Origin of the sequence: Pseudomonas sp. 1912-s (genome assembly GCF_029269205.1) — a bacterium.
GTDB lineage: Bacteria > Pseudomonadota > Gammaproteobacteria > Pseudomonadales > Pseudomonadaceae > Aquipseudomonas.
The window spans coordinates 25,638-47,643 of sequence record NZ_JARIXR010000027.1; the positions used below are offsets into that span (position 1 = coordinate 25,638).

Below are 22,006 nucleotides of genomic sequence, written 5' to 3' on the forward strand. Positions count from 1 at the left end.
TGCCGCAGAAATGCCGTGCCCCTTGTAACAGCCTGAAATGCTTGATTTGAGTAGGCACAGGCTTTGCTGTTAAATAGGCAGCGTGTCGCCACCGTTATTTTTCGCGGTAGCGACATAGGCTGATACCCGCGCACGTGCCCAACGCCTCCCATTGTTCAGAAGCGAACCGTGCCAGTCAGCTCTTCCTCGTGATCCGTCTTAACGTGAGTTAATCAAAATGTTGAAAATCGTCCACCTGCTAACGGGCGCCGCAGCTTTGCTGCTGTCCTTTATCCCCAGCCTGCGATCAGAAACCCTGCCTTACCTGCAACAACCTGACGCTCTCTACTTGACCTTCTTTGGTCTTCTTAACCTGACACTGGCTCCAGTCATTCCTTACTGGAACAAAGGCCCGCGTCATCAACTGCAAAACCTGGTCAGCGCCCTGCTGGTCCTGGCTGTTGTCGTGCAAACCCTCACCCTGCTGGCGCCTATGCCTGAAGTCGGTGGCCACCCGGCCGTCCTGCTCAGCCTGGCAATAGCACTGGTCGCCATCGTTCTTCATCTGGCCATCAGTTTTTACCGTTCCTCCCCGGCCGCTGCGTCGCAAACCTACGACATGACCAACCGGGATACCGGTACCGTCAAGTGGTTCAACACCTCCAAGGGCTTCGGCTTTATTTCCCGGGATTCGGGCGACGATATCTTCGTCCACTTCCGGGCGATTCGCGGCGAAGGTCATCGCGTCCTGGTGGAAGGCCAGCGCGTGGAGTTCTCCGTGATGAACCGCGACAAGGGCCTGCAAGCTGAAGATGTGATCGCCGCGTTGCCGCGTCGCTGATTCCAGCACCCCGAAAAAAGAAACCGCGATGCAGCCTGGCTGCATCGCGGTTTTTTTATGCCCGGGCATTCGCCCCTGCATTAATAATGAGGCGGCGGCGCCTCTTCCTCGGACGACTCGAACTGGCCGCCCATCTCTTCCTGGCGCTTGAGCAGCGCAGTCATCTGCAACTGCAGGCGTTCGACCGCCCGCTGCTGGGTGACCAGGATGTCATTGAGGGTCTCAATGGTGTCGTCCTGAAAAGCCACGCGGCTTTCCAGGTCGGTCACGCGGTCTTGAAGATCCATGGCTCAAGCCTCCAGGAACGTGAAGTCAGCCGGCAGGATTTCGCGCAGACGCGCACGAATCGCCGCCACTTGCTCGTCGCTGTAAGGCTTCGCCGGATGCTTGCCCCAGACCGGCGCTGGCCACGCGGCGTCATCGCGCCTGCGCACGATCACATGCACGTGCAGTTGGCTGACCACGTTGCCCAGTGCACCAATATTCATCTTGTCAGCGCCAAACCCTTCATTAAGCAACTGCGCCAGCGCCGTGCTTTCCTGCCACACCCGCTGCTGGTCAGCGACATCCAGTTGAAACACTTCGCTGATACCGTCTATGCGCGGCACCAGGATGAACCAGGGGTAATTTGAGTCATTGGACAGCAGCAGCCGGCACAGGGGGAAATCCCCGATGGGCAAGGTGTCTTGTTGAAGACGTGGATCTAAGGCGAACACAGCAGTCACTCCCGTTCGGCGGGTCAGGTTTCAGGCGCCCAGCATACCTGCGAATGCCCGGCGCTTCACGGCGAATGCAGCGGACCAAATACGCGCCCAAACAGGACGCCATGAAAAAAAGCGCACCATTTCGAGACAGGTCAATATTTCGGCTACGCTAAATGACCAATACATCCTCACTTAGTCAAAGACGGGACGCGTGTCAGGCTTCAAGCACCTGATTCAGAGGGCTTTCCAGGCGCGAACAGCAGCCTGGAGCAAAAATACAGCAAGGGCAGCACTGCACCAAAATGACCCATTTGTGCCTCAAAGGGATCCGCCGACTACCCACCGAACGGGGTGAACCGGTAACGTTTTGCTCTGGTGCAGGTTATATGCACCACCGAACAGGAGTACAGCAGGCGCGTCAAGGCCAAACCAAACGGCGTAAAAAGCCCGTGCTTATGCGGTTTTTACAGGGCATTGACAATTTTCACGAAAAAATCACATTCAGTTACTCGTTTGTGCACGCTTGTTGCATTCACCCCCATATGGTCGACAACAGCACCGGCGGGAAGCAGGTGTTTCGCGACAGAAAACAACAGCGGGTCAATGCTTTTCAGGGAAGTGTTAAAACTTTCAAGGGTGACTTTTCCACCCTGAACTCAAGGTTTTAAAACAGTATTGAAGTTGTCAGTTCGGTTACATTCGAACTGTAAATTTGCGACATGGACATAGCAATTTACGACAGGCTCGTAAAGAAGCTGAAAGGATAGATGGGCAAGTATCGCCAATATTGTCAGCGTGATATAAGTTTGCGCCGACACAAAAAAGAAAGAGCCGCCCAGACAAAAATATAGGTGGGACGGCAGTACTCTTCCTAAAACCAAAGGAGCAAATCACGATGCGCGTGATGAAGTGGAGCATGATCGCCCTGGCTGTTTCAGCAGGCACCTCGCAGTTCGCAATGGCGTCCTCTCAGGACGACTCCAAGGGCTTTGTTGAAGACAGTACCTTCAGCATCAACACTCGCCTCCTGAACTTTAGCCGCGACTTCCGTAACAACGACACCGGTAAAAGCCGCGTCGACGAAACCGGCCTGGGCTTCAACGGCCTGTACCAGTCGGGCTTCACCCAAGGCACCATCGGTGTGGGTGTCGACGTGATCGGTCTGTTGGGCGTCAAACTGGACAGCGGCAAGGGTCGTTCCGGCACCGGCCTGTTTCCAACAGGCTCCGACGGTCGCGCTCAAGATGATTACTCCAAAGGCGGCGGCGCAGTTAAGTTCCGTATCTCCGATACGGTCCTGAAAATCGGCGACCAGTACACCACTGCACCTGTATTCGCATCCGATGACAGCCGTCTGCTGCCTGAATTGCCACAAGGTATCTCGCTGACCAGCAACGAGATCAAGGGCCTGAAACTTGAAGGCGGTCACTTCACTTCGAGCGTGGCGCAAGCCCAGACCTACCGCGACAGCCTGGGCCTGACAAAAACTGACTTCATCGGTGGCGTCTACGCCCTGACTCCAGAAGTCAGCGCCAGCCTCTACTACGCGAAGACCGAAGACTACTGGAAGAAAACCTACGCCAACCTGAACTGGACCCATGCGCTTAGCAATGAACAGTCCCTGGCGGTCGACTTCAACATCTACAGCACCAAAAGCGATGGCGCTGGCCTGCAACGGGCTGAGAAGGACGGCACCACCAAACTGGATAACCGTGCCTACAGCTTGCAAGGTGCGTACACCATCCAGGCTCACACCTTTACCCTGGCCTACCAGAAGGTTAGCGGTGACGGTGACTACGGCTACGGCGTAGACGGCGGCGGCACGATCTTCCTTGCCAACTCCATCGCTCGTTCCGACTTCAACGCTGAAGACGAGAAGTCCTTCCAGGCTCGCTACGACCTGAACATGGCGACTTTCGGCGTTCCAGGCCTGAGCTTCATGACTCGCTACGTTAAAGGTACCGGCGCCAACACCGCCGACACTTCGAACGGTAAAGAGTGGGAACGTGACATCGAAGCCAAGTACGTGATCCAGAGCGGCCCAGCCAAAGACCTGAGCCTGCGCGTACGTCAAGCCACTTATCGCTCCAGCGATGGTGTGTACTACGGTTCGGCGTCGATCGACGAACTGCGTCTGATCGCGCAATACCCGCTGAACATCTTGTAATTGGCAGTTTGATTACAACGATGACTTAGGGCCTCGGCCCTAACTAAAAAGCCGCTCACTTGTTTCCAAGTGAGCGGCTTTTTTATTGCAACGTAATCTCAATACCGGGATAACTAGCAAGCTAACTATCTAGTTTAACTACACGCATCAAACCTGACACATCGGACAAGTTTGACACGCAAGTCACACCCTCACTTCGCAGCAGTTTCCTGCATCACGCGAATAACCCGCTGCGGGAACGGAATATCGATCCCCGCACCTTTTAAACGGTCACGCGCCAGTTCATTGAACATGAACATCACGTCCCAGTAATCCGACGTCTTGGTCCAGACTCGCAGGGATACGGTGATTGAACTGTCGCCCAGGGTCGAAACCACGGCTGCCGGTGCAGGATCAGCCAGTACCCGTGGATCCTTGGCCAGTTCCAGCAATACCTCACGCGCTTTCTGCAGGTCGGCTTCATAGTCGACACCCACGTCAAACACCACCTTGCGGGTCGGCTGACGGTTGGTGTTGGTGATGAGGCCGTTGGACAGGCTGCCGTTTGGGATGATCACCGTCTTGTTGTCGCCGGTGCGCAACACGGTGTGAAAGATCTGGATGCTGTCGACGGTACCGGAAGTACCCTGGGCTTCGATCCAGTCACCAATGCGGAACGGACGGAACAACAGAATCAGCACGCCGCCGGCGAAGTTCGCCAGGCTGCCTTGCAATGCCAGACCGATGGCCAGGGTGGCGGCACCGATCGCGGCAACGAACGAGGTGGTTGCCACGCCGATCATCGAGGCCACGTTGACCACCAGCATGACTTTGAGCGCAATGTTCGCAAGGCTGGTAATGAAGTGTTGCAGTGCCAGGTCAGCATTACGCAGGGCCAGCAAACGCCCCACTCGATGGGTCAAGACGTTGATCAGCCACCAACCGATGGCCAGGGTGACCACCGCCAGCAAAAAGCGACTGCCATATTCCATGATCATCGGTAACCACGACTCCGAGGTCTTGATCAGGTGATCCACTTCAGCGTTCAAATCCATCTACATTCTCCTGTTTACCGGATGTGCGGCTTTATTTATGCCCACATAACAAATGAGCCCCGAAGGGCTCAATCGTTTCTGCAGGTTCTGGGCGTGGGACGTCAAAAACGCCCTCAGGTTCCCGACGGGGGGCACTCAGTCGCGGAAGTTATTGAACTGCAGCGGCATGTCGAAAGCCTTGGCACGCAAGGCAGCAATGGCCTCTTGCAAATCGTCACGCTTCTTGCCGGTGATGCGCACCTGCTCGCCCTGGATCGCGGCCTGGACCTTGAGCTTGGCGTCCTTGACGTGAGCGACGATTTTCTTCGCCAGCTCCTTGTCGATGCCCTCTTTGAACACGACTTCCTGCTTCATCAGCTTGCCGGAGGCATATGCGTCCTTGATTTCAAGGCACTGTGCATCGATCTTGCGCTTGACCAGGGACAGCTTGAGGATCTCAATCATCGCTTCAAGCTGGAAATCGGCTTCTGCGGTCAGGTTGACGGTGAGGTCTTTTTCCTTGAACTCGAAGCTGCCCTTGCCCTTCAAGTCATAACGACGATCCAACTCCTTGACGGCGTTCTCGACGGCGTTGGTGAGTTCGTGCTTGTCCAGTTCGGATACCACGTCGAACGACGGCATGTAATTTCTCCAATAAAAAGGGGCGCGGCTCAGTAGAGATGGAGCACGCCCGGGCTAAAATGCCCGGGCATTATAGCGGTTCTTTCGCCTCGTTCACTGCGGGCAGCCTTACGGAGTAAAAACTGATGTCGACCACCTGGCATGTCCTCGGCGCCGGCAGTCTCGGCACGCTGTGGGCCACACGCCTGGCCCGTGCCGGGCTGCCCGTGCGGCTGATCCTGCGGGACCACGCGCGGCTGGCGAGCTATCAGGCGGCCAGCGGCCTGACCCTGGTTGAGCAAGGCGTGGCCCACACCTACCCGGTCGTCGGCGAAACGTCCGACAGTCCGGGGCCAATTCATCGCCTGCTGGTGGCGTGCAAAGCCTACGACGCCCAAGACGCCGTCGCACAGCTTCAACACCGGCTGGCACCCGACGCCGAACTGATCCTGCTGCAAAATGGCCTGGGCAGCCAGGACGCGGTCGCCGCCCAACTTCCCCAAGCCCGCTGTATTTTTGCCTCCAGCACCGAAGGCGCGTTTCGTGAAAGCGACTGGCGGGTGGTGTTTGCCGGCCATGGCTATACCTGGCTGGGGGATGCGAGCCACCCTACCCCGCCGCTCTGGCTGGATGACCTGCAAGCCGCCGGCATTCCCCATGAGTGGAGCACCGACATCCTTACCCGCCTGTGGCGCAAACTGGCCCTGAACTGTGCGATCAACCCGCTGACCGTGCTGTACGAATGCCGCAATGGCGAGCTGCAGGCCCATCAGTGCGAAGTCGCCACCCTGTGCGCCGAACTCGCCGACCTGCTGGAATGCTGCGGACAACCCGCCGCCGCGCAGGATTTGCAGAGTGAAGTGGAACGCGTGATCCAGGCCACCGCGGCCAACTACTCGTCGATGTACCAGGACGTGATCAGTGCCCGGCGCACCGAAATCAGCTACTTGCTCGGCTACGCATGCCAGGCGGCGGCTCGCCATCAACTGACCTTGCCGCACCTGCAACAACTCCAGGTGCGATTGGTACAGCGACTGTCTGCACGCGGATTGCCCAGCGACTGAGGCACGCGCTACCCTGCCTGCTTGTTCCTTTGCAGCGAAAACCTCGATGCCACTGCGCCAGCGTCTCGAAAATCTACCGGTTGGGCAGAAACTGCTGGCGGCCCTGCTGGTTTTGTTGACCACCGTGTTGCTGGTGGCCAACCTGACCTTTATCAGCGCCGCCTACTGGATCTCCCAGGAAAGCATGGCCCCCCAGGCCTTGCAGGCCATCGGCCGGCTGGTGTCCAACCCGTCGCTGGCGGCCGAGGCGCTGGACTCACCGCTCAAGGCGCAAACCCTGCTGGATGAACTGACCAGCTACTCGCCGTTACGGGCCGCCGCCTTATATGACGGCGAAGGCACCCGCCTGGCCCAGTTGCAACACGCCAATCGCCTGCACCTGCCCGACAATTACCGCGAGATTGAAATCTGGCGCGCCACCGAGTTTCGCAGCAATCAAGTGATCACCATTCCCCGTGCCGGCCAACCGTCCGGGCATTTACTGCTGGTGGCCAGCAGCGAACTGCCGGTGGCCTTCTACACCGGGACGTTCACCGCCAGCCTGGGTATCCTGATTTTCAGTGTGCTGCTGTGGCTGGTGATTGCCCGGCAGATCAAGCGCCTGATTACCCGGCCGATCCATGAACTGGAAGAGTTGTCGCGCCAGGTCACCCGGGAAGAGAACTACGCCCTGCGCGCCGGTCGCGGCAACCACGACGAAATCGGCAGCCTCGCCGAAGCCTTCAACACCATGCTTTCGCGCATCGAAGCCCGCGAGCAGCAGCTCAAGCGCGCGCGGGACGATTCCCAGGCCGCCTACGATCAAGCCCAGGGCCTGGCGGAAGAAACCCGCCACACCAACCGCAAGCTGGAGCTGGAAGTCCAGGTGCGCAGCAAGATCGAGAAAAAGCTCACCGGGTTCCAGAATTACCTCAACAGCATCATCGACTCGATGCCCTCGGCGCTGATCGCCCTCGACGAGCAGCTCTACGTCACCCAATGGAACCAGGAGGCCAGCGCACTTTCCGGCACCCGTCTGGATGAGGCGCTGAACCAGCCGATCTTCCTCGCCTTCCAGCCGCTCAAGCCCTTCCTGCCGCAGATCAAGGCCACGGTGGAGCAACACACCGTGGAGCGGATCGAGCGGGTGACCTGGGTCAAGGATGACGAGCCCAAGCACTACGCCCTGACGTTCTACCCGCTGATGGGTGGTGCCGGGCGCGGTGTGGTCATCCGGATCGACGACATCACCCAGCGCCTGTCCCTGGAAGAAATGATGGTGCAGTCGGAGAAGATGCTCTCGGTCGGCGGCCTGGCCGCCGGCATGGCCCACGAAATCAACAACCCGCTCGGGGCGATCCTGCATAACGTGCAGAACATCCGCCGCCGGCTGTCGCCGGAGCTGCCAAAAAACCTCGAGCATGCCGAACAGGTGGGCATCGAGCTGGAAACAGTGAACCGCTACCTGCAAAGCCGCGAAGTGCCGCAGTTGCTCGACGGCATCCAGCAAGCCGGCGCCCGGGCGGCGAAAATCGTCACCCACATGCTCAGCTTCAGCCGCCGCAGCAATCGCCAGATGGCACCCTGCGATCTACCGGCGCTGATTGACCAGGCGGTGGAAATTGCAGGCAACGATTTCGACCTCACCGTCGGCTTCGACTTCAAGGGCCAGGCGATCATCCGCCAGTTCGACCCGCAGTTGGGCCCGGTGCCCGGCACCGCCAACGAACTGGAACAGGTACTGCTCAACCTGCTGAAAAACGCCGCCCAGGCGATTCATCAGCGCGAAGATGACAGCGAGCCCGGGCGTATCATCCTGCGTACCCGGCTGAACCCGCCGTGGGCGGAAATCCAGGTGGAAGACAACGGCATCGGCATGAGCGAGAACGTGCGCAAGCGCACCTTCGAACCGTTTTTCACCACCAAGGAGATCGGCCAGGGCACCGGGCTCGGGTTGTCGGTGTCGTATTTCATCATCACCAACAACCACAAGGGGCAGATGGAAGTCCATTCCACCCTCGGCCAGGGCACCTGCTTCACCTTGCGCCTGCCCCTGGCCGGCAGCCAATTGCCACCTAACGAACTCACTCAACTGGAGCGCTAACCATGGGCTTTCGCCTGTCGAAAATTTACACCCGTACCGGCGACAAGGGCGAAACCGGCCTGGGCGACGGCCGCCGCGTACCCAAGGACCATCCACGGGTGGAGGCGATTGGCGAAGTGGATGCGTTGAACAGCCAGCTTGGTTTGTTGTTGGCAGGCCTGGAGGAACAGAGCGGGCAGCACCCGGCGCTGAAGGATGTGATCGAGGTGCTTACGCCCTGCCAGCATCGACTGTTCGACCTGGGCGGTGAGTTGGCCATGCCGGTGTACAAAGCGCTGAATGCGGCAGAAGTCGACCGTTTGGAAGCCGCGATTGATCGCTGGAATGAAGAGGTCGGGCCGCTGGAAAACTTCATTTTGCCGGGTGGTTCGGCGCTGATTGCCCAGGCTCATGTGTGCCGTAGCCTGGCCCGCAGCGCGGAGCGGCGGTGTCAGCACCTGAATGCGGTGGAACCGTTGGAAGGCGTAGGGTTGGCGTATATCAACCGGCTGTCGGACTTGCTGTTTGTGGCAGCACGAGTGATTGCCAAGCGTCAGGGTGTTGCGGAGATTTTGTGGCAAGCGGCCGCGAAGCCGCACTGATGCTTACTGACTGATTGAGACTTGTGGCGAGGGAGCTTGCTCCCTCGCCACAACAAGCGCCCCGGCCTGGTCCTTAAACCTCAGACCAGAACGCCCGAATCCCTGCCACACCTTGAGCACCGGCTTCCCACGCCTTTTCCAGCTCGGCAGGCCCAACCCCACCGAGCAGGAACACCGGCTTGCTGAAGCCGCTGATCAACTGCTGCGCCTGCTCCCAACCCAACGGCTGGGCATCCGGATGCGTCTGGGTCGGCTGCACCGGCGACAACGTCACGAAATCCACGTCCATCAATTCCGCCAACGCCAATTCCTCAGCATTGTGGCAAGACGCCGCCAACCAGCGGTCCTTGGGCAAAGGTCGCCCCTTGCTGGCGTACTTGCGCAGTTGCGCCGAGGTCATGTGCCAGCCAGCTGCGGGAAAATCCCCCAGCCATTCAAACGGCCCTTTCAGCATCAATTGCGCCTTGCCCGCACACAGGCCTACGGCGTCCACCGCCAGGTCGCGGTACTTGGGGTCGTAACCGTTGGGGGCACGCAACTGAACCAGCTTGATGCCGCCAGCGATGGCTTTTTGAATGCCGCGCAACAGCACGGGGGTTTCCAGCTCACCCGGGGTGATCAGGTAGTGCGCCGGCAAACGCGCCGCCGCAACGATCGGCGCATTGGCCGCCGGAAACTCGTAGTTCGGCAGGTCCCGCGGGGCGACCCATTCAAGCGGCTGCCCTTCGGCACCGTGGGGTTCGCCGGTAAAGGCCGAGACTTCCCAGACATCCAGCAACACCTGTTTGTCCGGGTAATCGTGCTGCACCTGGATCAACGGACGAGCCGTTGTGACCTGGATACCCAGCTCTTCCTGCAACTCACGGGACAGCGCGGTAGCGACCGACTCATCGGCCTCCACCTTGCCACCGGGAAACTCCCAGAGGCCGCCCTGATGCTGGGTATCGGCGCGGCGCGCCAGCAGAATCCTGCCGTCGACACCCCGGATGACCGCTGCTGCTACATGAACTCGTTTCACCGCACTATTTCCTCTGAATCGGTTTGAAGACCAGCCTGGTGTCAGGTGCGGTATTCCGCGTTGATCTTCACGTACTCGTGGGACAGGTCAGTGGTCCAGATGGTTTCGCTGCACTCACCGCGACCCAATTCGATACGGATAGTGATTTCTTCCTGCTGCATCACCGCAGAACCCTGGGCTTCGGTGTACGTCTCGGCACGGGCGCCACGGCTGGCGATGCACACCTCGCCGAGGAACACGTCGATCTTGCTCACGTCCAGGTTCGGCACACCGGCACGGCCAACAGCGGCCAGGATACGGCCCCAGTTCGGGTCGGAGGCAAACAGCGCAGTCTTGATCAATGGCGAGTGAGCCACGGTGTAGCCCACATCCAGGCATTCCTGGTGATTGCCGCCACCGTTGACTTCAACCGTCACAAACTTGGTGGCGCCTTCGCCGTCGCGCACGATGGCCTGGGCCACGTCCATGCACACTTCGAATACGGCCTGCTTCAACGCCGCGAAATACGCGCCGTTGGACGAGGTGATTTCCGGCAGGTCGGCCTTGCCGGTAGCGATCAACATGCAGCAGTCGTTGGTCGACGTGTCGCCGTCGATGGTGATGCGGTTGAACGACTTGTTGGCGCCGTCGAGCATCAGGTTTTGCAGCACGTCACGGGATACTTTGGCGTCAGTGGCGATGTAGCCAAGCATGGTCGCCATGTTCGGGCGAATCATGCCGGCGCCTTTGCTGATGCCGGTCACGGTGATGGTCACGCCTTCGTGCACAAACTGGCGGCTCGCGCCTTTGGGCAGAGTGTCGGTGGTCATGATGCCGGTGGCCGCAGCCGCCCAGTTATCCACCGACAGGTCATCCAGTGCCGCTTGCAGCGCGCCTTCGATTTTCTCTACCGGCAGCGGCTCACCGATCACGCCGGTGGAATACGGCAGCACCTGGCTGGCATCAACGCCAGTCAGTTCGGCCAGCTTGGCGCAGGTGCGGGCAGCGGCGGCCAGCCCAGGCTCGCCGGTGCCGGCGTTGGCATTGCCGGTGTTGGTCAGCAGGTAACGCACCGGGCCTTCAACCCGCTGCTTGGCCAAAATCACCGGTGCCGCGCAAAACGCGTTCAGGGTGAACACACCCGCGACGGTCGAGCCTTCGGCACAGCGCATCACCACCACATCCTTGCGCCCCGGGCGTTTGATGCCGGCCGAAGCAATACCGAGTTCAAAACCGGCAACCGGGTGCAACGTGGGCAAAGGACCAAGACCAACAGCCATGAATGCGCTCCTAAAAATAGTGGATGTGTGACCCGTCGCTATCGACGGTGACAAAATGGCAAAACGCCGCGACGGCTGATGCCGGTCGCGGCGCGGGGTGTTGCAGCGTCAGGCGAAAATCTTAGTTGATTTCGCCGTGGCAGTGTTTGAACTTCTTGCCCGAACCGCACCAGCACAGCTCGTTGCGGCCCAGCTTCTGCTCGTTGCGCACCGGGGCCTGGGCCAGGGCCACATCGACCTCTTCACCCAATACTTCCGGAGCCTCAAGACCAGGCGCTTCGTCATGCTGGAACTGCATGCGCGCAGCCAGTGCCTCGGCTTCCTGACGCAGGCGAGCTTCTTCCTCGATCGGGTCTTCGCGACGCACCTGAACGTGGGACAGCACACGAATCGAATCGCGCTTGATCGAATCCAGCAGCTCGGAGAACAGCGTGAACGACTCGCGCTTGTACTCCTGCTTCGGGTTCTTCTGAGCGTAGCCACGCAGGTGGATGCCGTGACGCAGGTGGTCCATGGTCGACAGGTGGTCTTTCCACAGGTCGTCCAGCACGCGCAGTACGATTTGCTTCTCGAAGGTGCGCAGTGCTTCGGCACTCGCCTGCTCTTCTTTTTCGTTGTAGGCGGCCAGCAGCTCGGTCATGAGCTTCTCGCGCAGGGTTTCTTCGTACAGGTGGTCGTCTTCGTCGAGCCATTGCTGGACCGGCAAGTCGACACCGAAGTCGCTCTTCAACGCCGCTTCCAGACCCGCAACATCCCACTGCTCAGGCAGCGACTGTGGAGGAATGTGTGCGCTGACCGTGGCGTTGAGCACGTCCTGGCGGAAATCGGCAATGGTCTCGCCGATGTTGGTGGCGGCCAACAAACTGTTACGCATGTGATAAATCACTTTACGCTGTTCGTTGTTGACGTCATCGAACTCGAGCAATTGCTTACGAATGTCGAAGTTGCGGCCTTCTACCTTGCGCTGGGCCTTCTCGATGGCGTTGGTCACCATGCGGTGTTCAATCGCTTCACCGGACTGCATGCCCAGGGCTTTCATGAAGTTCTTCACCCGGTCAGAGGCGAAGATGCGCATCAGGCTGTCTTCCAGGGACAGGTAGAAGCGGCTGGAACCGGCGTCACCCTGACGACCGGCACGACCACGCAGCTGGTTGTCGATACGGCGCGATTCGTGACGCTCGGAAGCAATCACCTGCAAGCCACCGGACTCCAGCACTTGCTGGTGACGCTTCTGCCAGTCGGCCTTGATCTGCGCGATCTGCTCAGGCGTCGGGTCTTCCAGGGACGCGACTTCCACTTCCCAGTTACCGCCCAACAGGATGTCGGTACCACGACCGGCCATGTTGGTGGCGATGGTCAGTGCTCCTGGGCGACCGGCCTGGGCGATGATTTCCGCTTCTTTTTCGTGGAACTTGGCGTTGAGAACCTTGTGCTCGATGCCTTCCTTGTTCAGCAAGCCCGACATGTGCTCGGAAGTTTCGATGGTGGCCGTACCCACCAGCACAGGACGGCCCTGGGCCATGCATTCCTTGATGTCGGCGACGATTGCAGCGTATTTCTCGTCGGCGGTCAGGAACACCAGGTCGTTGAAGTCTTTACGCGCCAGCGGTTTGTTCGGCGGGATAACCATCACCGACAGACCGTAGATCTGGTGGAATTCGAACGCTTCGGTGTCGGCTGTACCGGTCATGCCGGACAGTTTGTTGTACAGACGGAAGTAGTTCTGGAAGGTGGTCGAGGCCAGGGTCTGGCTTTCAGCCTGGATGTTCAGGACTTCCTTGGCTTCGATCGCCTGGTGCAGGCCTTCCGACAAACGGCGACCCGGCATGGTACGACCGGTGTGTTCGTCGACCAGTACGACCTGGCCGTCCTGCACGATGTATTCGACGTTGCGATGGAACAGCTTGTGCGCGCGCAGGCCGGCATACACGTGGGTCAACAGGCCCAGGTTGTGCGCCGAGTACAGGCTCTCGCCTTCAGCCAGCAGGCCGATCTGGGTCAGCATGTCTTCGACGAACTGGTGACCGGCTTCGTTGAGCTCGACCTGACGGGTCTTCTCGTCGATGGTGAAGTGACCTTCTTTGGTCACCACGCCTTCCACTTCCTCGATATGTTGCTCGAGGCGCGGGATCAGCTTGTTGATCTCGGTGTACAGGCGCGAGCTGTCCTCCGCCTGACCAGAGATGATCAGCGGGGTACGGGCTTCGTCGATCAGGATGGAGTCGACTTCGTCGATCACGGCAAAATTGAGTTCGCGCTGGAATTTTTCTTCCATGCTGAACGCCATGTTGTCGCGTAGGTAGTCGAAACCGAATTCGTTGTTGGTACCGTAGGTGATGTCGGCAGCGTAGGCGGCGCGCTTCTCTTCCGGCGGCTGGAACGGCGTGACAACGCCGACGGTCAGGCCGAGGAATTCATACAGCGGGCGCATCCAGTTGGCATCCCGGCGAGCCAGGTAGTCGTTCACCGTCACAACGTGCACGCCCTTGCCGGACAGTGCATTGAGGTAAACGCCCAGGGTTGCCACCAGGGTCTTGCCTTCACCGGTACGCATTTCGGCAATCATGCCTTCATGCAAGGTCATGCCGCCGATCAACTGAACGTCGAAGTGGCGCATGCCCATGACACGCTTGCCGGCTTCACGGGCGACCGCAAAGGCTTCGGGAAGCAGCTTGTCGAGGGTTTCACCTTTGGCTATGCGGGCCTTGAACTCTTCGGTCTTGGCGCGCAATTGCTCGTCCGAAAGGGCAACCATCTGCTCTTCGAAGGCATTGACCAGCTGCACCGTCTTGAGCATGCGTTTGACTTCGCGCTCATTCTTGCTTCCAAAAAGTTTCTTTAACAAAGGCGCAAACATATCGGCAGGTTCTTCCACACATAGGGATGGAGGGCGCCCCGTGAGTCGCCCGAGCAGCCCTCACGGCCGCATGCGAACGAGCATTCTACCCGGAAACGTGGGTGAGGAAAGTGGCGTTATTCCACGATGCTGGCACGGCGCTCTTGGAGGGCTTGTTTAAAATAAGGGCTTTTTGCTGAACTTCAACCCATTCGGGTAATAAGTTACTCGTTGATTTAATGGATAAACTGCCGGTAATGCAATGGCCGCGGCGTCGCAGACGCTTTCTGCTACCATGGCCTCTCTGTTACTTAAGGTGTCTAGTCATGGCATTTCGCCCTCTTACGGCCCGTGCTCCCGCCGTGTTGCTTCGCGAAGCCAAGCCTTTAAAAGCCATCTTTGGCCATGCGCAACGCCTTGGTCATTTGCAACGCCTGGTAGAAAGCCAACTGCAACCCGCCGCCCGCGAACACTGCCATGTGGCTTCGTGGCGCGAAGGCAATCTGCTGCTGATCGTCACCGACGGCCATTGGGCGACGCGCCTGCGCTATCAGCAAAAACGCTTGCAGCGCCAATTGATGGCCTTCGACGAATTCGCCAGCCTGACGCGCATCCAGTTCAAGGTGCAGCCGCCGACCGTGCAGCAAGGTGCAGCGGGTCATACCATGGACTTGTCGGAGATTGCGGCCGAAACCATTCAGGCCACGGCAGACGGGATTACCGATCCGAACTTGCGCGCTGCGCTGGAGCGCCTGGCCGCTCACGCCAAACCGAAGGCGTGAGGGCGAGCGACTCCCCTGCTTTACTTACGCTTGCTGCCACCCAACAACGAGCCCAGTAACCCTCGCACCAACTGCCGGCCCATCTGATTGGCCGCCTGCTGCATCGCGGATTTCAGCGCCTTGCCGGCCGTGGTGCCAAGGAACGCACCGGCCTTGTCGGTGAAACTCGGTTCTTCAGCGGCGGGCGCCGCCTCCTCTTGCGGCCCCAAGTCCTTGCGCGCCATCAACACTTCGTACGCCGACTCCCGATCAATCGGTTTGTCATAACGCCCCAACAACGGCGAACTGGCAATCAATGCCGCCCGCTCGGCTTCGCTCAACGGCCCGATCCGCGATTGCGGCGGTGCCACGAGTACGCGCTGGACTACTTCAGGCGTCCCCTTTTCCTGCAAGGTTCCCACCAACGCCTCACCGGTACCCAGCTCGGTCAGCACCGCCAACGCATCAAACGCCGGATTCGGACGGAAACCATCGGCCACTGCCCGCAGGGACTTCTGCTCTTTGGTGGTAAACGCCCGCAACCCGTGCTGGATACGCAAGCCCAGTTGTGCCAGCACGGTGTCCGGCAGGTCACCCGGAGACTGGGTGACGAAATACACGCCGACACCTTTCGAACGAATCAACCGCACCACCTGTTCCAGGCGATCCTGCAGAGCCTTGGGGGTGTCGGCGAACAACAAATGCGCCTCATCGAAAAACAGCGCCAGCAGTGGCTTGTCGGCATCGCCGCGTTCCGGCAGTTGCTCGAACAATTCGGCCAACAGCCAGAGCAGGAAGGTCGCGTACACCTTCGGCGCGTCATGCACCAGGCGGCTGGCGTCCAGCAGATGAATGCGCCCGCGGCCGTCACTGGCCGGTTGCAGGATATCTTCCAGTTGCAGGGCCGGCTCGCCGAACAACGCTTCGGCACCCTGCTGCTCCAGCACCGCCAAACGCCGCAACAGGGCCTGGCTTGAGCCCGTGGTCATCAAGGCCGCATCTTCCCCCAGCAACTCCGGGTGGTAGCGCAGATGATTCAGCAGGGCCTTCAGGTCCTTGAGGTCCAGCAACAACAGCCCCTCGCGGTCGGCCACCTTAAAGGTGGCGTAGAGGGCCGATTGCTGGCTGTCAGTAAGTTCCAGCAGGCTGCCGAGCAACAGCGGGCCCATTTCACTGATGGTGGTGCGTAATGGATGACCGGACTGGCCGTGAATATCCCACAACGTCACCGGATAAGCCTTGGGCGCGTAATTAAGGAAAGGCATGCCGGCAATCCGCTCGGCGACCTTGCCCTGAGGGTTGGCTGCGGCGCCCAGGCCACACAGGTCGCCCTTGATGTCGGCGGCGAATACCGCGACGCCGGCATCGCTGAAGGCTTCTGCCAGGCGCTGCAAGGTGACGGTCTTGCCCGTACCGGTGGCGCCCGCGATCAGGCCATGGCGGTTGGCCAGGCGCATCGACTGGGCGATCGGCTGGCCTTTGAGATCTGCACCAATAATGAGTTGCGAGGAGTCAGGCATTTTGTCACCCATGGTTAATCTTTAGCACTGCATGGTCGATACAGTTAACGCGAGAGACCCAAAAAGTCTTAGAAAAAATGGGCCGGATAATTCCTGCAGGAGCAGATGGAAATATCACACTTTTTTTGACGCAGCCATTTTGTACGCCCCAAAAGGACGTGCATCGGATATTAAGACCATAGCGGACCCCACAAGCCATGAATAAAAATCTGCGTTTCAGCCATAAAATCCTGCTTGCCGCCGCTCTTGTCGTCATTGCCGCCTTTGCGTTGTTTACCCTCTACAACGACTACTTGCAGCGTAATGCGATTCGCGACGATCTGAACAACTACCTGCATGAAATGGGCGATGTCACCGCCAGCAATATCCAGACCTGGCTCGCCGGGCGCATTGTGCTGATAGAAAGCGCCGCGCAGAACATCGCCATCAACCCTGATTCAAGCACCGTCGCCAGCCTGCTGGAACAGAAAGCCCTGACGTCTTCATTCATGGCGACTTACCTGGGCGACAGCAAAGGCGGCTTCGTGATCCGCCCCGACACCAAGATGCCCGACGGCTTCGACCCGCGTGTGCGCCCCTGGTACACGGGGGCCCAGAGCAGCAACGGCTCGACCCTGACCGAACCCTATATTGATGCAGCCACCGGCCAGTTGATCATTTCCATTGCCACCCCCAGCAGCAAAGCGGGCCAGAGTGTCGGCGTAGTGGGTGGCGACCTGAGCCTGCAAACCCTGGTGGACAATATCGGCGCCCTGAACTTCGGCGGCATGGGTTATGCCTTCCTGGTCAGCGCCGACGGTAAAGTACTGGTACACCCCGACAAGAGCCTGGTGATGAAGACCCTGGCCGACGTCTATCCAAACACTACCCCCAAGATCAGCAGCGACTTCAGCGAAGTCGAGGTTAACGGCAAGTCCCGCATCGTCACCTTTACCCCGATCAAGGGCCTGCCATCGGTGAACTGGTACCTCGGCCTGTCGGTGGATAAAGACAAATCCTTCGCCATGCTCAGCGAATTCCGCACCTCGGCGATCATTGCCACGATTATCGCGGTGGTTATCATCATCGCCCTGCTGGGCATGCTGATCCGCATCCTGCTGCAGCCACTGCACGTCATGACCCGCGCCATGGAGGACATTGCCGACGGCGAAGGCGACCTGACTCGCCGCCTGACCATCCAGAACCATGACGAGTTCGGTGTGCTGGGCAGCGCGTTCAATCGCTTTGTGGAACGGATTCACACCTCGATTCGCGAAGTGTCCTCGGCCACCGAGCAGGTCAATGAAGTGGCCCTGCGGGTGGTCAGCGCCTCCAACTCCTCAATGGTCAACTTCGACGAGCAGGCCAATCGCACCAACAGCGTCGCCGCTGCCATCAACGAACTGGGGGCCGCCGCCCAGGAAATCGCCCGCAACGCCGCGCAAGCCTCCAGCCAGGCCAGCGATGCCCGGCACCTGGCAGAAGACGGTCAGCAGGTGGTGGAGCGCAATATCAAGGCGATGAACCAGCTGTCGCAGATGATCAGCGCTTCCAGCACCAATATCGAAGCGCTTAACAGCAAGACGGTGAACATCGGGCAAATCCTGGAAGTGATCACCAGCATTTCCCAGCAAACCAACCTGCTGGCTCTCAACGCGGCGATTGAAGCCGCACGAGCCGGGGAAGCCGGGCGCGGGTTCGCGGTAGTGGCCGATGAAGTGCGCAACCTGGCACATCGCACCCAGGAGTCGGCGCAACAGGTGCAAAAGATGATCGAGGAGTTGCAGGTGGGCGCCCGGGATTCGGTCAGTACCATGAGCGAGAGCCAGCGTCACAGCCAGGACAGCGTGGAAATCGCCAACCTCGCGGGCGAGCGCCTGAACAGCGTGACCCTGCGCATCGGTGAAATTGACGGCATGAACCAGTCGGTCGCCACCGCCACCGAGGAACAGACCTCCGTGGTGGAGTCGATCAACATGGACATAACCGAGATCAACACCCTCAATCAGGAAGGCGTGGAAAACCTGCATTCAACGTTACGGGCCTGCTCCGACCTGGAACAGCAGGCGGCACGCTTGAAACAATTGGTGGGCAGTTTCCGGATCTGATCCAGCAGGCTCAGTTGCTGCCTTGCGCAGCGGCTGACGCCTTTTCTTCCGGCGATTCAGATGTGTCCTGCAGCCGTTCCCACAACTCGACGGCGCCAGGAAACTCGGTGCCGTCCTCGCTGCTCAGGTCATCCGGGTCATATCGACTCAAACAGCCCTCTCCCAGCGTCGCGGGGGCTTTGGACGTGGCTTTATCCAATGGATCGCTCATTCTCCACTCCTCACCTGTTGCCAAAGAAAAAGGGCCTGTAGCGATTTAACGCCCAGGCCCTTCATTCTTCAATCAAAACGCTTCAATCAGAACACGACGGTCTTGTTGCCGTGCACCAATACCCGGTCTTCCAGGTGATAGCGCAGGCCACGGGCCAGCACCATCTTCTCGACGTCACGGCCAAAACGCACCATGTCTTCGATGCTGTCGCTATGGCTGACGCGCACTACGTCCTGCTCGATGATCGGACCGGCGTCCAACTCTTCGGTGACGTAATGGCACGTTGCGCCGATCAGCTTCACACCTCGCAGGGATGCCTGGTGATACGGCTTGGCGCCCACAAACGACGGGAGGAAGCTGTGGTGAATGTTGATCACCTTGCCAGCGTACTCACTGCACAGTTCCGGCGGCAGGATCTGCATGTAGCGCGCCAGTACCACGACGTCCGCGTCGTGCTGCTTGACCAGGCGCGAGACCTCGTTGAATGCCGGCTCCTTGTCCTGCGGGTTGACCGGGACGTGGTAATACGGGATGCCGTGCCACTCGACCATGCTGCGCAGGTCGTCATGGTTGGAAATCACGCAGGAGATCTCGCAGTCCAGCTCGTCGCTGTGCCAGCGGTGCAGCAAGTCAGCCAGGCAGTGGGACTCACGGCTGGCCATCAGGACCACGCGTTTTTTCTGTTCCGTGTCGGTGATGCGCCAGGTCATCGAGAACTCTTCAGCGATCGGCGCAAATGCCTCGCGAAATGCCTCCAGGCCAAAGGGCAGCGTATCGGCACGGATTTCGTGACGCATGAAAAACCAGCCGCTGAGATTGTCCGAGTGATGGCTTGCTTCGGTGATCCAGCCGTTGTGGGAAGCCAGAAAGTTACTGACCTTGGCAACGATGCCAACCCGGTCCGGGCAAGCAATCACCAGCCGAAAAGTGCGCATTAGGGGGAAACTCCAGAACTTCGCAAAGGTCGCCATTCTAGCGATTGCGCAGAAAAACTGCAGTATTCCTCAACGCTTATTCTGATAGCGAGCGTCAGCCCTGCCCCTTAATAGCGTAAGGTTTTACCCACTATATGTGTGCAAACGCGTGGACTCCGGCAGTAAGCCAAGACTTAACGAGAGTATCTTTAGGGCTTAACCCTTACTAATTAACTCAATTCCACGCTTTTGCCACAAACAACCAAAGTAAATTACATAAATGCGGTCTTAAATGTTTACTTGGACAAACCGTCTGACTATTATTGGGCCACTATCCCCTTTCACCCCAGCGCCCTACATAAGGTAGTCCCCATGTCCCTGATCAACGAATACCGCGCCACCGAAGAAGCTATCAAAGAGCTGCAAGCCCGTTTGAAGAACCTGTCCCAAGACGACAAACTGCAAACCGAGCTGGAATTCGAAGGCAAATTGCGCACCCTGATGGGCGAATACTCCAAATCCCTGCGTGACATCATCGCGCTGCTGGATCCAGAGTCGAAAGTTAAGGCTCCACGTGGCGCCGTAAAAACTACCGGCACCAAGCGTGCTCGCAAGGTTAAACAATACAAAAACCCGCATAACGGCGAAGTGATTGAAACCAAAGGTGGCAACCACAAGACTCTGAAAGAGTGGAAAGCCAAGTGGGGCGGCGACGTGGTTGAAGGCTGGGCTACCCTGCTGGGCTAAGCCTCGTCAGGACGCTGCGTGATTCGCAACGCAATAAAAAACGCCAGCTTGCTGGCGTTTTTTATTGTCCGCGTTTTACTCGGGAGCCGACGACAGGCTCATCCGAGTCGCTAAAGAGTCAACATATTCCTGCCACTCATCAAGCACCTGCCGCTGAAACGGTGTAGCACTAACAGCCAACTCAAGACGCGCCTGTTTGAAATCCTCGAGGGTGTTTGGAGCTCCCCATTGCGGGTCTGACAAACGTTGCTGACAGAAAACTCTCCAGCGTTGTTGCTCCTCACTATTCAAGGTTTCGGGAAAGTTACGGGCGCGATAGCGAAATAATAATTCAGGCAAACGTTCATCATCGAACGGCCACTGCTGCCGTGCTAGTTGCTCAGGCTCGGCGACTCTCACTTGTTCACATAAACGTCGATCCCGATCACCGATAAAACCATCGTATAGCTGCTGCTCCGGATCGGCGCTCGACGCAAAATCTTCCTCAGCGTAAATCGCCGCTAATTTATCGCGCCATAGTTCTTGTGCGTCGCTTAGCCGCAGGGCACGGGCAGCGTACTCATCCATATCCAGTTGCAGACGCTCACGGTCTTGCGCCCGAAGCACACTTAACGGCGCGACCACCGGGCAACGATTGATGTGCAACAACTTGAGCGGCACCGGCAACTGACCTTCGGCAAGGTCGTCACGGCGGGTGTATAGACGCTGGCGCAAGGTATCGGCGTCCTCGTCCAGCAACTCCTGGGGATCAAGCCCCAGGTCGCAGACAATCAACGCATTGCGATTGCGTGGATGCCAGGCCAACGGCAGCACCACACCCAGGTAATGACGCTCGGCAGAAAAACGACCGGAAATGTGCACCATCGGCTGCAACAAGCGCACCTGGTCCATGACCCGCTGCTTGCTGCGCAATTGAAACAACCAGTCGTAAAGCTTGGGCTGCTTCTCGCGGACCAACCGGGCCAGGGCGATGGTGGCACGTACATCGGACAAGGCATCGTGGGCCTGCCCGTGATCGATGCCATTGGCGGCGGTCAATCGCTCAAGCTTGAGGGTGACGCGCCCGTCCTGTTCCGGCCAGACGATCCCGTCCGGGCGCAGGGCGTAGGCGGTGCGTACCACGTCGATCAGGTCCCAGCGGCTGTTACCGCCTTGCCATTCCCGGGCATAAGGATCAAAAAAGTTGCGGTACAAACTGTAGCGCGTCATCTCATCGTCAAAACGCAAGGTGTTATAGCCGGCCCCGCAGGTGCCGGGCGCCGCCAGCTCTGCGTGCACCCGGGTCATGAAGTCGGCTTCGGCCAGGCCCTTCTCCGCCAGTACGCCGGGGGTGATGCCGGTAATCGCGCACGCCGCCGGGTGCGGCAGGATATCGTCGCTGGGCTGGCAGTAGAGGTTGACGGGCGGCCCGACCTCGTTGAGCTCAAGGTCGGTGCGAATGCCGGCTACCTGCAGCGGGCGGTCGGTACGCGGGTTGATGCCGGTGGTTTCATAGTCGTACCAGAAAATGGTGGTCACGGGCTATTCCTGTGCTGAAGACCGCCAAAGTCTAGGCGCTTGAAGGTACCGGGGGCCAGCGCTGTGTTCACTGTACAAACAT

19 protein-coding genes are annotated in these 22,006 nt (G+C 59.0%); 8 read left to right on the forward strand and 11 right to left on the reverse strand.

Annotated elements, in window-relative coordinates:
* Positions 1–217 precede the first annotated feature (217 nt).
* Positions 218–820 carry a cold-shock protein gene (locus tag P3C29_RS26380; protein WP_010169957.1) on the forward strand — a complete coding sequence of 201 codons (603 nt, stop codon included), beginning with the start codon at positions 218–220 and terminating at the stop codon, positions 818–820.
* 80 nt (positions 821–900) lie between these two features.
* Here the strand turns inward: P3C29_RS26380 and P3C29_RS26385 are convergent, their stop codons facing one another.
* On the reverse strand, positions 901–1,107 hold the full coding sequence (locus tag P3C29_RS26385) for a SlyX family protein (RefSeq protein ID WP_275965830.1): 207 nt from the start codon (positions 1,105–1,107) through the stop codon (positions 901–903).
* A gap of 3 nt (positions 1,108–1,110) precedes the next feature.
* The gene (locus P3C29_RS26390) at positions 1,111–1,536 is read right to left on the reverse strand and encodes an HIT domain-containing protein (RefSeq protein ID WP_010169959.1); all 426 of its coding nucleotides are present in this window, start codon (positions 1,534–1,536) and stop codon (positions 1,111–1,113) included.
* 883 nt (positions 1,537–2,419) lie between these two features.
* Between P3C29_RS26390 and P3C29_RS26395 the strand changes: the two genes are divergently transcribed.
* A complete protein-coding gene (locus P3C29_RS26395) occupies positions 2,420–3,691 on the forward strand; it encodes an OprD family porin (protein WP_003209790.1) in 1,272 nt (423 codons plus the stop codon).
* Between the two features lie 191 nt (positions 3,692–3,882).
* Here the strand turns inward: P3C29_RS26395 and P3C29_RS26400 are convergent, their stop codons facing one another.
* Together P3C29_RS26400 and P3C29_RS26405 are read right to left on the reverse strand one after the other, a co-directional pair.
* Positions 3,883–4,725, reverse strand: coding sequence for a mechanosensitive ion channel domain-containing protein (locus tag P3C29_RS26400; RefSeq protein ID WP_169386131.1), 843 nt, complete (start codon positions 4,723–4,725; stop codon positions 3,883–3,885).
* Positions 4,726–4,860: 135 nt separating this feature from the next.
* On the reverse strand, positions 4,861–5,346 hold the full coding sequence (locus tag P3C29_RS26405; protein ID WP_010169962.1) for a YajQ family cyclic di-GMP-binding protein: 486 nt from the start codon (positions 5,344–5,346) through the stop codon (positions 4,861–4,863).
* A 125-nt stretch (positions 5,347–5,471) separates the two neighbouring features.
* On the opposite strand from P3C29_RS26405, the gene P3C29_RS26410 reads away from it, so the two are divergent.
* From P3C29_RS26410 to P3C29_RS26420, 3 genes are read left to right on the forward strand one after another with little or no spacing between them, the layout of a single operon-like run.
* A complete protein-coding gene (locus P3C29_RS26410; RefSeq protein WP_201125186.1) occupies positions 5,472–6,389 on the forward strand; it encodes a putative 2-dehydropantoate 2-reductase in 918 nt (305 codons plus the stop codon).
* Between the two features lie 46 nt (positions 6,390–6,435).
* Positions 6,436–8,472, forward strand: a complete 2,037-nt coding sequence (locus tag P3C29_RS26415; RefSeq protein WP_169386133.1) for an ATP-binding protein — start codon at positions 6,436–6,438, stop codon at positions 8,470–8,472.
* 2 nt (positions 8,473–8,474) lie between these two features.
* Positions 8,475–9,053 carry a cob(I)yrinic acid a,c-diamide adenosyltransferase gene (locus P3C29_RS26420; protein ID WP_063027599.1) on the forward strand — a complete coding sequence of 193 codons (579 nt, stop codon included), beginning with the start codon at positions 8,475–8,477 and terminating at the stop codon, positions 9,051–9,053.
* A 73-nt stretch (positions 9,054–9,126) separates the two neighbouring features.
* Here the strand turns inward: P3C29_RS26420 and P3C29_RS26425 are convergent, their stop codons facing one another.
* The 3 genes from P3C29_RS26425 to secA all read right to left on the reverse strand — a co-directional run bounded on the left by P3C29_RS26425 (position 9,127) and on the right by secA (position 14,187).
* Positions 9,127–10,071, reverse strand: a complete 945-nt coding sequence (locus P3C29_RS26425; RefSeq protein WP_275965831.1) for a Nudix family hydrolase — start codon at positions 10,069–10,071, stop codon at positions 9,127–9,129.
* A 41-nt stretch (positions 10,072–10,112) separates the two neighbouring features.
* Positions 10,113–11,330, reverse strand: a complete 1,218-nt coding sequence (gene argJ / locus P3C29_RS26430; protein ID WP_010169967.1) for a bifunctional glutamate N-acetyltransferase/amino-acid acetyltransferase ArgJ — start codon at positions 11,328–11,330, stop codon at positions 10,113–10,115.
* Positions 11,331–11,451: 121 nt separating this feature from the next.
* On the reverse strand, positions 11,452–14,187 hold the full coding sequence (gene secA, locus P3C29_RS26435; protein ID WP_010169968.1) for a preprotein translocase subunit SecA: 2,736 nt from the start codon (positions 14,185–14,187) through the stop codon (positions 11,452–11,454).
* 305 nt (positions 14,188–14,492) lie between these two features.
* Here secA and P3C29_RS26440 point away from each other — a divergent pair, with 305 nt between their 5' ends.
* Positions 14,493–14,948 (forward strand): DciA family protein, encoded by a 456-nt coding sequence (locus P3C29_RS26440; RefSeq protein WP_010169969.1) that lies wholly within the window; start codon positions 14,493–14,495, stop codon positions 14,946–14,948.
* Positions 14,949–14,968: 20 nt separating this feature from the next.
* On the opposite strand, the gene P3C29_RS26445 is transcribed toward P3C29_RS26440, so the two are convergent.
* Positions 14,969–16,447: a helicase HerA-like domain-containing protein gene (locus tag P3C29_RS26445; RefSeq protein ID WP_010169970.1), complete on the reverse strand. Its 1,479-nt coding sequence runs from the start codon at positions 16,445–16,447 to the stop codon at positions 14,969–14,971.
* A gap of 197 nt (positions 16,448–16,644) precedes the next feature.
* Between P3C29_RS26445 and P3C29_RS26450 the strand changes: the two genes are divergently transcribed.
* Entirely contained in the window at positions 16,645–18,534 is a 1,890-nt protein-coding gene (locus tag P3C29_RS26450; RefSeq protein ID WP_275965832.1) for a methyl-accepting chemotaxis protein, read from the forward strand.
* Between the two features lie 10 nt (positions 18,535–18,544).
* Here the strand turns inward: P3C29_RS26450 and P3C29_RS26455 are convergent, their stop codons facing one another.
* On the reverse strand, positions 18,545–18,745 hold the full coding sequence (locus P3C29_RS26455; RefSeq protein ID WP_275965833.1) for a hypothetical protein: 201 nt from the start codon (positions 18,743–18,745) through the stop codon (positions 18,545–18,547).
* Positions 18,746–18,831: 86 nt separating this feature from the next.
* Positions 18,832–19,680 carry a formyltetrahydrofolate deformylase gene (gene purU, locus P3C29_RS26460; protein ID WP_010169973.1) on the reverse strand — a complete coding sequence of 283 codons (849 nt, stop codon included), beginning with the start codon at positions 19,678–19,680 and terminating at the stop codon, positions 18,832–18,834.
* A 351-nt stretch (positions 19,681–20,031) separates the two neighbouring features.
* Between purU and mvaT the strand changes: the two genes are divergently transcribed.
* On the forward strand, positions 20,032–20,406 hold the full coding sequence (gene mvaT / locus P3C29_RS26465) for a histone-like nucleoid-structuring protein MvaT (protein ID WP_005790963.1): 375 nt from the start codon (positions 20,032–20,034) through the stop codon (positions 20,404–20,406).
* Between the two features lie 75 nt (positions 20,407–20,481).
* Here the strand turns inward: mvaT and sbcB are convergent, their stop codons facing one another.
* Complete coding sequence (gene sbcB / locus P3C29_RS26470; protein ID WP_275965834.1) at positions 20,482–21,924, reverse strand: exodeoxyribonuclease I; 1,443 nt, start codon at positions 21,922–21,924, stop codon at positions 20,482–20,484.
* Between the last annotated feature and the right edge of the window lie 82 nt (positions 21,925–22,006).